Source organism: Arenibacter lacus (genome assembly GCF_008711145.1).
GTDB lineage: Bacteria > Bacteroidota > Bacteroidia > Flavobacteriales > Flavobacteriaceae > Arenibacter > Arenibacter amylolyticus.
On record NZ_VVIN01000246.1, the window covers coordinates 1 to 491 of the forward strand.

A 491-nucleotide genomic window follows, 5' to 3' on the forward strand; every position below is an offset into this window, starting at 1 on the left:
GGGACTAGACCATAAACTGTGTAAGTAGTAAATAGAGGGTAAACTAAACGCTTTATTTTATAAACTTGCCTGCGATAAAAATCCAGGTACTAATCTTACACAACAAATGAAAAAAGAAGATCTATTTGATGATGAGTTTCTGAAACAGTTTAAATCAGGAGAAGAACTCAGCAATTTCCTAAAACAAATTCAGAAAAGAGGACTTGAGAAAATGCTCGAAGGGGAACTGGATGGTCACCTGGATTATCAAAAATATCACAAATCTGTTTCCGGTAATACCAGAAATGGCTATTCAGAAAAGAAGATCAAGAGTTCCTTCGGCGAGGATACCATTAAAGTTCCCAGAGATCGTAATGGTTCTTTTAACCCAATGATTGTCCAGAAGCGTCGGAACATGGTAGATGGCATAGAAAATGTCATTGTCTCTTTGTACGCTAAAGGAATGAGTAACAGCGATATTGAAGAGCAACTCTCTGAGATTTATAACTTTA

1 protein-coding gene is annotated in these 491 nt (G+C 36.5%); it reads left to right on the plus strand.

Features of this window, described 5'->3' with window-relative positions; all coding sequences use genetic code 11:
- Window positions 1-106: 106 nt before the first annotated feature.
- Window positions 107-491 (plus strand): transposase (locus F1E73_RS17350; RefSeq protein ID WP_191089076.1); only part of this gene is annotated, 385 nt, incomplete at its 3' end.